Consider the following 6653-nt stretch of genomic DNA (forward strand, 5'->3'; position numbering starts at 1 on the left):
GCGGCTTTTTATCGCCCCCCCCCCCCTCCCGGGCGGGGCCCGGCGCGGGCCGGGCCGCCCGCCCCCCCCCCGCGGAGGTCAGATGACCAGGCCGAAGGTCTGGAGGATCGAATCCGCCTTGATCAGGCAGACCGCCGCCACGATCGTCGGGATGCCGATCATGATGTTGGAGAACAGGCGCGAGACGCCGAACAGGAAGGCGGCGACCCCGCCGACGAAACCGAGTGGGCCCTTGACCCCCTGGTTCACGACGATGTTGTAGATGTCATAGCCCAGGTCGCCGACCTGCGGGGCGGCGAAGGCATAGGCGGCGCCGGTCCCGGCCACGAGTCCGAGAAGCAGCAGCAGGGTGGCATCGGCAGCGCGCAAGCTGCGCTGCCGGATCAATTTTAGCATGGACCGTCTCCTGGAGCTGTCCTGAAATTTGCTGCCGGGACCGTGCTCGGCCCGACCGGCGGAGGGCGTGGGACAGCTCCGATAGGAGCGCCTGCCGCCGGCATTCCGGTTCCGGCCTCGCATGGGCGCTGCGCGCGTCCCGCAGGCGTCGGTCCCGCCAAAGCTTCGCGTCAGGGTTCGCCCTTGCCGGGCGGGCCTGCGGGCGGCGCGGTTGATTTCGATCTGGGGTGACTGTCCAGAAAGGCCTCGATCTCTGCCTGTTGGAAGCCGGCCACCATCTTGCCGGCAAGGAAGAGCGTAGGCGTGCCCGAGACGCCCATCTCGCTGACCATCCTGGCGTCGGCAGCGACCTTGGCTGCGCCGGCGGAACAGCGGCGCAGGATCGGTGGCACCATGCCCGAATAGACCGTCTTGAAGGCTGCGGCGGGGTCGCTCGAGCAAAGGATATGCTCAGCCTTGGCCGCGGCTTCGGGATGGATGCCGCTCACAAAATAGATCAGTCGTCGGACCTGCTTCCCTTCGGCGGCCTTGGCCGCCCAGAACCGGTCGAGCGCCTGGCAATAGGGGCAATCGGGATCGGTGAACTCGATCACGCTCGGCGCGTCGGGCGGACCGATGGCCAGCGCCTTTGCAGGGTCGATGGCGCTGAGACGCCTCCGGGCCCGTTCATCCTGCGCGAGTGCGGTCACGTTGACTCCGTTACGATCATAGACGGCCGCGAAGAGAAGGTGGCCGGAACGCGGAGCGAAATAGATCATTCGTCCGCCGGCCATCGCCTGATATAGCGGACCTTCCACAGGTGCCGGTCCGAAGTCCTCGAACTGCAGGTTCGTGAAGGTCTGGCGCAGAGCCTTTTGTGCCTCCAGCGCAGCGGGGCCGAGCAGCTCATGCTGGGCCGGTGCGACTTGCTGCGCGTCGGCGGAAGTGGCCAGCAGGGTCGCGGCGGCGATTGCCACGTTAGCGCGCAGGCGCATCGGAAGCCTCCCTTGCCGCCCCGTTGGGCCGATCGAGAAGCAGGCGGTCGACCTTCAGGGCCTGGCCGATTGCAATCATCTCGCGCAGCGGCATGGCCGCTGCCTCCGGGGCAGGGTGCGCCGAGAGGATGGCGAAGGCGTTGTCGCGCTCCACGATGCGCAGTTTCGGTGTCGATCCGCACGGATAGGCGCGCAGATCCGCTTGCGGCAGACGCTGGTCCTGGGCGGAGGCCGGCATGGCTGCGATCAGAGCCGGAATCTGGGCGAGCGCGATCAAATGCCAGAATCGTCTGGGCATCGGGTTTCTCCTCGTCGCACGCGGAGTGCGGTCAAGTGGACAGACCGGGAGACCGAGCATCGCGCTGGGGAGGCGAAGCATCGTCGCAACCGGACGACGAGTGGAATGAAAGGATCACCGCGATCCGGCAATGGACAGGGCACTTGCCTGCCGTTCGGGCGCATCACCTCAGCAATTGGAACCGGGAGTGCCCATGGGCGAGGATTTGGAAGCGGTGAGGAACAGTTTGTCGCTCGACGGCACTTTATTGCCGCTTTTCAAGCAGCAACCGGCCCGTGTGACGCGTCCATGGTGCATTCCGGACCAGCAAAAGGTGATCCGTTGACCCGCAAATCGCGCGTGTTCAAACTGCGTCTCTCGCCGCTCGGCAAGGACTTGCTGGTCGATGCCCATTGCCATCTGATCCGCAGCACGCGTGCCTTGTTGGCCTGGGGAACGACGCTGCAGGTAGCGGTCGGGCATCTGGACGCTTTTCCTGTCGATCGCCTGATCGCGGAATTCGACGCCAGCTTTTGCGCCGCCTGCCTGGGGCCCGAGGAACATCATCTTGGAGGGCCCAAGGGGCTGAACGACGTCGCCGCCGGAATTGCGGCGCGTGTCGAAGATGCCTCGGGTGGCGCCGTGAGAATTGGGATTTCGGTGATCTATATTTTCGCAATCCAACAGCTTTTACGAGCCGAGCCTGAGCTGCTGCGAACTGCGTTGCAGGGGTTACGGTCTGCCCGTCCTGCGAAGGATTAAGCATAATTCTCGAAGTTGATCTCCTAGGGCTTTGAAATAGTGCAGGAATATCTCGCAGGTTCTGCGGCAATTCCGTTTGACCTAGGTGTGATGCACACCTTATCCCTTCAGCATAGGCCTTGGCAGGTGTTTCTCCAGCAAGGAGATACGGTGATGTCGCTCTTGGGCGATCAGTCCGCCGCCGAAGGTCCATTGGCAGAGGTCAAGGAGCAATCGGGGCGGCGTATCGAAGAGGCAAGAAAAAGAGAAGGAATTACGCAGCGTCAACTTGCAAAGGACTTGGGCATGGGTGTTCGGTGGTTGCGAGAGATCGAGTCAGGCAATCCGAAGGCGCGCCTCGATGACCATCTCCGCTGTGCCTACCAGCTCGGTATGTCGACCGGCCACATACTTATACCTCTATTGTTTGCCGGCCAGAAAATGACCTTCCCCAGGCAGCTTGCATATGGCGATCTGCGCGAACTGGAGAGACTCTGCGTGGAGACGATCGCGCAGCGCAATCTCGAACAGCTGACGCAGGCGCTGACCCCGAACTGGCGGCGACTGGCCGCCGGCGGAATGTGAGATGGCACTCGATCCCAGCACGCAGGAGCGGGTCTACCAGGCGCTCAAGAACGAGTATCTGGCGGGCAACTTCCAGCCCGGCCTGCGGATGGACATTCAAGGGATTGCCGACCGTTACCGAGCGAGCGCGACTCCGGTTCGCGAAGCTTTGCATCGCCTGGTCGGCGAAGAGCTTTTCGAGGCGCATCCGGAAGGCGGGATTCGCCTGAAACTGCCTGACGCAAAGGGATTGGCCGAGCGCTATGCTTGGAATGCGCAACACCTGCTGGGCGCGCTCCGGGTTGCGAGCGCACCGACCTTGCGCCTGAGGCTGAGGTCCTTTCGCGCCGGGATGCAAGTTTCCGGATTACGCCATGTCGATCGGACCGCGGCGATCTTTCGAGCAATCGGCGATGCCACGTCCAATGCAGAATTCGTGGCGCAAATCGAGCAAGCCAATGAGCGATTTCATTACATCCGCCTCGCCGAATTGCGGGCGATCTCGGACCAAGAGCGCGAACTAAATACGTTTCTGCGCAACGGAGCCGTCGACGTTCGATCCAACTTGCGAAGACGGATCATAGCTTATCATCGTCGTCGCATCGAGCATGTCGAGGAAATAATCCTCGTGCTTCCGAGCATATCCGCCAGCTGACCCTAATATCTCCATGCCATATTGTGGTGTCGGCTATATCGCGCAGACCTTGCGCCATATATTCTCTGCAGCCCTGATGTTCGGCACCCTAGAATGTGCCGGTCGGTCCAGATGGTCCGGCATTTTCAGGAGATATGTCATGAAAAAGACTGTCATTCCGCGCGCAGCATTGCGCGATCTTGGCGCGGTCAGCTGTCAGACCCGCGGCGAACTCCTCGTCACGCCCTGGCGCGACACCATCGGGCTCTATTACGAGATGGCCGGCATCGCCAGCGACTGAACGCAAGGGCGCACGCCAGCCGTGCGCCCTACCTCACGAGGGGCGGAGGGTTCATGCACCTGGCAAATCCCGAAGGCGTCCATTTCTGTTTTGTCGGCGACCGGGCAATCTTCCTGGATCTCCTGCGCGATCGCTACACGGCGACATCGCCCGAGACGGCGGCTGCCCTCACGCGGGCGCTACGCGGCAACTCAATTCTCGGCGTGGATGAGGGGCATCTCGAGCCGCTGCTCAACGAAGGGCTCCTTGCCATTACCGAGGATCCGGCCAGGGCTCTCGCGGAAACGCGCCAGGTTCCGGCCGAACGGGAATGGGGAGGACTGCCACCCGCCAGCCTCTGGCTGACTATGCGCCATCTCGCGGCCCAGCTGCAGGTCTTTCGCGATATGAAGCGGATCGGTCTGGCCAGGACTATCGACGTGCGTAGCGCCTTCTGTCCCGCTTTGAATCGCACATTCTCACCGGTCAGGACTGTCTCTGCCTACCGCGCTTCGAACCTGATTTATTCCGCCGATCAGCGCTGCCTGCTGAAATCCATCGCTCTTTTCGGGCTGTTGAAACGCTCCGGCCAAATGCCAGCGCTTGTTCTCGGGGTGCGGGATGCCCCGTTCGCGGCCCATGCATGGGTTGAACTCGGCGATGCCGTGGTCAGCGACCTGGTGGAAGTGATCTCAAGGTACACGCCGATCATGGTGCGGCGATGACCTTGCGTTACCTCGTCGTGCTGGAGCGAAGTGCTGGTGGTCCGGTTTCCGAGCTCGATCCGGGATTGAGCAGACTAGGTCTCAGGCAGGCGCATTCGGTGCGCGGAATGACGATCTGGACGAATCAGCCGGACAAGCTCCTTGCCACGCCGTCCGGCCTGACAATCGTCCTGGGAAGAATATTCTCTCGTGGAGCAACGCCGGTGCGCGTGGCCGCGCTTGATCCCGCTTTCGATCGTCGAAGGGACTTGCCAGGCCATCTCAGCACCGGCTTCTGGGGAAATTACCTCCTCCTGCAGGTGTCGTCTATTGGTTCGGTCGTGTTCTTCCGGGATCCCGGTGGAGCACTGCCGTGCTATGTGCGAGAGACACCCGAGCGGATGCTTCTTTTCTCAGACTTGGGCGTGGCAAGAGCCGCAGGGATAACGAGCTTCGCGGTTGACTGGGCCAATGTCGCTGCATGCCTCTTCTGGCCGACGATGCGCACCCGGCAAACCTCGCTGGAGCAAGTCTATGAAATTCCGCAGGGCTGGTCCCTGGGTGTGGGCGGGCCTGATTTCAGCCAGCTTCGGCAGATTTGGTCGCCATGGGACCATGTCTGCGCTTCGACCTTCGCAGATGGCGCCTTGCGGGAGGCCCTGGCGACTACGGTCATCGGTACGACACGTGCGTTGGCGAGCGATTACAGTTCCATCCAGCTATGTCTTTCCGGTGGGCTGGACTCATCCATAGTGGCGACGGCTTTGCGCGGCTCGAATGTGTTGGGCCTTACGCTTGTCTCACCTGGCGCTGACGGCGACGAGCGACGCGAGGCCGCGCTCGTCGCGGATTATCTCGGCATGGAGCTTGTCGCGCGGGACTATCGTATGGAGGATGTCGATCTTGGAAGATCGAGTGCGGCGCATCTGCCGCGGCCAACCGGCGATCCGGGGCGGCAGGGCTTCGACCAGGCCGTCCTCGAAGTTTCCGAGGCGCGAGGGACGCAAGCGTTGTTCACGGGCTTTGGTGGCGACAATGTCTTCTGTCTGATGCGATCAGCAACGCCGCTGGCCGACCGCATCCGGTCACGAAGCAGTCTTCATGGCATTTGGAGCACATTGACCGATGTTTGCGCACTCACCGGTTGCTCTCTCACGACGGCGGTCAGGCTTGCATCCACAAAGTTGCCCGGGGGTGCTACCAGGTATCGCTGGGAAAGAGACGCGAGGTTTCTGTCGGAGGATCTCGTAGCGGCGATGCCAGAGCAACCGGATCACCCCTGGTTAGAGGCGCCACAGCATGCGCTGGCAGGTCAGGCCGCCCATATTTCCAAGCTGATACGCACGCAGAACTATGCCGAAGGCCTTGATCGGACCGTCCGGCTCGAGATGATCAATCCGTTGCTTTCACAACCGGTGATCGAGCTCTGCCTGTCCATTCCAACATGGAAATGGATCGAAGGGGGGAGGGATCGGGCAGTTGCTAGGGGCGCATTCGAGAAACACTTGCCGGCAGCGATCATCAGCCGGCGGGGGAAGGGCGGGCCAAGCGGGTATTATCGACAGATTTTGGGCGCGCGTTTCGAAGAGATCAGGGTCTTGCTGCTGCAGGGGCTCCTGGTCGGCAACGGGCTGATTGACCCGAAGTCCCTGGAGAAGGGGATGGCCGCGTCGAGCGATCTCGATGGGTCTGAATATAGTCGCATACTCGACTTGGTCGATGCGGAGATATGGGTTCGGCAATATTCGTAGAGCCCCGCTTAATATCTCCTCCGGTGTAGGTATTCCTATTCATCCATATCGGTCGGATATTTCGGGCGGCTATTGCGGGGAATATTTTCCAGAGGGACGATAGCGGCGCTGTAAATTTTCTGCGCCGCACTGATGCGGCGAAGAGGAGAAGAGACATGCAACGCAAGAACGCACGCAACGCCCGCCTGATCGCTCTGGGCGCCGTCAGCACCCGGACCAAGGGCACCGAGCCCGACGGCCAGCAGGACACTGTGGGCCTGAAGTTCATCCCCGGCATTTCGACGCAGGACTGACGGGGGGAAGGTGGCCCGCGCATGGCCGGGACCCAAACC

Annotated in this window: 11 protein-coding genes; 8 read left to right on the forward strand and 3 right to left on the reverse strand. The window is 62.1% G+C overall.

Annotated elements, in window-relative coordinates; all coding sequences use genetic code 11:
• Positions 1 to 78 precede the first annotated feature (78 nt).
• The 3 genes from AAHM44_RS24555 to AAHM44_RS24565 form a co-directional block, all read right to left on the reverse strand.
• Positions 79 to 396, reverse strand: coding sequence for a hypothetical protein (locus tag AAHM44_RS24555; protein ID WP_342251626.1), 318 nt, complete (start codon positions 394 to 396; stop codon positions 79 to 81).
• Positions 397 to 566: 170 nt separating this feature from the next.
• A complete protein-coding gene (locus AAHM44_RS24560; protein WP_342251627.1) occupies positions 567 to 1370 on the reverse strand; it encodes a DsbC family protein in 804 nt (267 codons plus the stop codon).
• Positions 1354 to 1668, reverse strand: coding sequence for a hypothetical protein (locus AAHM44_RS24565; RefSeq protein ID WP_342251628.1), 315 nt, complete (start codon positions 1666 to 1668; stop codon positions 1354 to 1356). Before AAHM44_RS24565 ends, AAHM44_RS24560 begins: the two co-directional genes overlap by 17 nt.
• Before the next feature lie 193 nt (positions 1669 to 1861).
• On the opposite strand from AAHM44_RS24565, the gene AAHM44_RS24570 reads away from it, so the two are divergent.
• The 8 genes from AAHM44_RS24570 to AAHM44_RS24605 all read left to right on the forward strand — a co-directional run bounded on the left by AAHM44_RS24570 (position 1862) and on the right by AAHM44_RS24605 (position 6614).
• Positions 1862 to 1993: a hypothetical protein gene (locus AAHM44_RS24570; RefSeq protein ID WP_342251629.1), complete on the forward strand. Its 132-nt coding sequence runs from the start codon at positions 1862 to 1864 to the stop codon at positions 1991 to 1993.
• On the forward strand, positions 1990 to 2409 hold the full coding sequence (locus tag AAHM44_RS24575) for a hypothetical protein (RefSeq protein WP_342251630.1): 420 nt from the start codon (positions 1990 to 1992) through the stop codon (positions 2407 to 2409). The genes AAHM44_RS24570 and AAHM44_RS24575 overlap by 4 nt, the downstream gene beginning before the upstream one ends.
• A gap of 153 nt (positions 2410 to 2562) precedes the next feature.
• Positions 2563 to 2973, forward strand: coding sequence for a helix-turn-helix domain-containing protein (locus AAHM44_RS24580; protein WP_342251631.1), 411 nt, complete (start codon positions 2563 to 2565; stop codon positions 2971 to 2973).
• 1 nt (position 2974) lies between these two features.
• Positions 2975 to 3607: a GntR family transcriptional regulator gene (locus AAHM44_RS24585; RefSeq protein WP_342251632.1), complete on the forward strand. Its 633-nt coding sequence runs from the start codon at positions 2975 to 2977 to the stop codon at positions 3605 to 3607.
• 139 nt (positions 3608 to 3746) lie between these two features.
• Positions 3747 to 3887, forward strand: a complete 141-nt coding sequence (locus AAHM44_RS24590) for a hypothetical protein (RefSeq protein ID WP_342251633.1) — start codon at positions 3747 to 3749, stop codon at positions 3885 to 3887.
• Positions 3888 to 3940: 53 nt separating this feature from the next.
• Positions 3941 to 4591, forward strand: coding sequence for a lasso peptide biosynthesis B2 protein (locus tag AAHM44_RS24595; protein WP_342251634.1), 651 nt, complete (start codon positions 3941 to 3943; stop codon positions 4589 to 4591).
• The gene (locus AAHM44_RS24600; RefSeq protein ID WP_342251635.1) at positions 4588 to 6321 is read left to right on the forward strand and encodes an asparagine synthase-related protein; all 1734 of its coding nucleotides are present in this window, start codon (positions 4588 to 4590) and stop codon (positions 6319 to 6321) included. Before AAHM44_RS24595 ends, AAHM44_RS24600 begins: the two co-directional genes overlap by 4 nt.
• Positions 6322 to 6476: 155 nt before the next feature.
• Positions 6477 to 6614: a hypothetical protein gene (locus tag AAHM44_RS24605; RefSeq protein WP_342251636.1), complete on the forward strand. Its 138-nt coding sequence runs from the start codon at positions 6477 to 6479 to the stop codon at positions 6612 to 6614.
• Positions 6615 to 6653: the final 39 nt, after the last annotated feature.

It is taken from the genome of Sphingomonas sp. OTU376, from assembly GCF_038440415.1.
Classification (GTDB): domain Bacteria; phylum Pseudomonadota; class Alphaproteobacteria; order Sphingomonadales; family Sphingomonadaceae; genus Sphingomonas; species Sphingomonas kyeonggiensis_A.